The 2,375-nt window shown below is 31.7% G+C and carries 2 protein-coding genes; both read right to left on the reverse strand.

Annotated elements, in window-relative coordinates:
• Window positions 1-464 (reverse strand): AEC family transporter (locus tag HMPREF0202_RS04150; RefSeq protein ID WP_023052035.1); only part of this gene is annotated, 464 nt, incomplete at its 3' end.
• A gap of 29 nt (window positions 465-493) precedes the next feature.
• Window positions 494-2,197 carry an oxalyl-CoA decarboxylase gene (gene oxc / locus HMPREF0202_RS04155; RefSeq protein ID WP_023052036.1) on the reverse strand — a complete coding sequence of 568 codons (1,704 nt, stop codon included), beginning with the start codon at window positions 2,195-2,197 and terminating at the stop codon, window positions 494-496.
• Window positions 2,198-2,375 lie beyond the last annotated feature (178 nt).

Consider the following 2,375-nt stretch of genomic DNA (forward strand, 5'->3'; position numbering starts at 1 on the left):
GCTCCACCAGGATTTAAAAGAGATAGTCCTATTGGAATTGTAATTGCATTAACCACTATTGAAACTATAGCTACAACAAGTCCAGTATTAGCTGTAGCACCAAATATAGGATCTAAAACAGCAAACCCCAAAAATCCAATTGTTGGTGATCCTGCAATTAATGCACAGACAGCTGCCTCACCCTTTGTATGTTTAAAAAATTTATAACAACTAAAGAATGACCACATAAAAACACCTACAATAACAAAAGTACTTACTAAAGTTAGTTTTATATCTTCAAACAACATATGTCTATCTGCTTTTACAATTGATACAAACAAAGCTGCAGGTAGAGCATAATTTAGAACCAATTTATTAAAACTTCTAGCATTATCTTGATTAAAAGCTTTTGTTTTTCCAGCATAAAATCCTAAAAGCATAATTACAAAAATTGGAACTATATCTTTCATAATAATATCCCACATATTATCAGCTCCTTTTAATTTTTAATTTTCTAATTTTTTATTGCAGTTTTAGGATTTAAAGAGGTTATATGACCACTTTCAGTTCCTGTTTTTGGATCTATTTTACAATTAATTAAAGTTGGCTTTAATGACTCTATACCTTTTGTAATTGCATCTTTTAATTCCTCTTGAGTTTCTACATTATATGGAGTTCCTCCAAAAGCTTCAATTAACTTATCGTATCGTGCTGTTGCCATAAGAGTTGTCGGAGATGGATCTGTTCCTCCACCTAAATTTTCATGATCTCCACGATAAATTCCTCCATTATTGAAGACTACTATTGTTATAGGAAGTTTATATCTACAAATTGTTTCAATTTCCATTCCACTGAATCCAAAAGCACTATCTCCTTCAATGGCTAAAATTGGTTTGTTGCTAGTTATAGCTGCTCCAATTGCAAACCCCATTCCTACTCCCATTACTCCCCAAGTTCCACAATCTAAACGTCTACGAGGATAGTACATATTTATAACATTTCTTGTATCATCTAGAGTATTAGCTCCTTCATTTACAAGATAAATATCTTTATGAGAATCTACAACTTCCTTAACAATTTTTAAAGCATTATAGTAGTTTAAAGGCACAGTTATTGTATTTAATTTTGCTGCCATCTTATCTATGTTAATTTCTTTATCTTTTTCAATATTTTCAATCCAAGAAGAATCTACTTTTATAGATATTTTTTCCAATCCATTTACTAATAATTCCATACTTGATTCAATATCTCCTACTACTGGAGCTTCTATTGGACGATTGCTATCTATTTCTTTAGGATCGATTTCTAATTGAATAAAACGAACGTCTGGATTCCAATGTTTTCCTTTTCCATGGCCTAAAAGCCAATTTAATCTAGCACCTATAAGCATAACTGTATCCGCATTTTCTAAAACAAATGAACGAGCTGCTGCTGCACATTGTGGATGATTATCTGGAAGTAACCCTTTTGCCATTGACATTGGTAAAAATGGAATTCCAGTTTCATCTAAAAATTTTTTTATTAATTCGTCTGCTTGAGAATAAGCAGCTCCTTTTCCTAAAAGAACTAAAGGTTTTTTTGCACTTGAAAGTAAATTTAATGCCTTAATTATAGAATCAGAACTAGGTATAGATTTTGGAGCTGGATTTTCTACTTTAAATAAAGTTTTTTCTGCCTCTACTTTATCAATGACACTTCCTAATAACTCTGTAGTTACATCTAAATAAACTCCTCCTGGTCTTCCTGAAGTTGCGGCTCGAATAGCTCTAGCTAATCCAATTGCTATATCTTCTGGCTTATTTATTCTATACGCTGCTTTAGCAAAAGGCTTTGCAATATTCATTTGGTCTAACTCTTCATAATCTCCTTGCTGCAAGTCTATGATAGCTCTATCACTAGAACCACTTATTTGAATCATTGGAAATCCATTAACTGTTGCGTTTGCAAGAGCAGTTAAACCATTTAAAAATCCTGGAGCTGAAACAGTTAAACAAATTCCAGGTTTTTTTGTTAAATATCCACTTATAGCTGCTGCATTTCCAGCTGATTGTTCATGTCTAAATCCTATATATCTAATTCCTTCTTCTTGAGCATGTCTTGCTAAATCTGTTATAGGAATTCCTACAACTCCATAAATAGTATCAACTCCATTTTTTTTCAAAGCTTCTACCATTACATGCATCCCATCTGTTAAGTTGTCATTTTGAACACTAGACATAGTAACCTCCTAAATATTTTATATCTCTATAAAGAATTTTGTGGTAATTGATGCCAATTACCACAAATTCTCTAATTAATTATTTACAAACAACGTGTTTTTCACGTAATTGTTTTATTTCTTCATCTGAATAACCGATTGCTTTTAAAATTTCATCTGTATGTTCACCTAATAATGG

Source organism: Cetobacterium somerae ATCC BAA-474 (assembly GCF_000479045.1).
Classification (GTDB): domain Bacteria; phylum Fusobacteriota; class Fusobacteriia; order Fusobacteriales; family Fusobacteriaceae; genus Cetobacterium_A; species Cetobacterium_A somerae.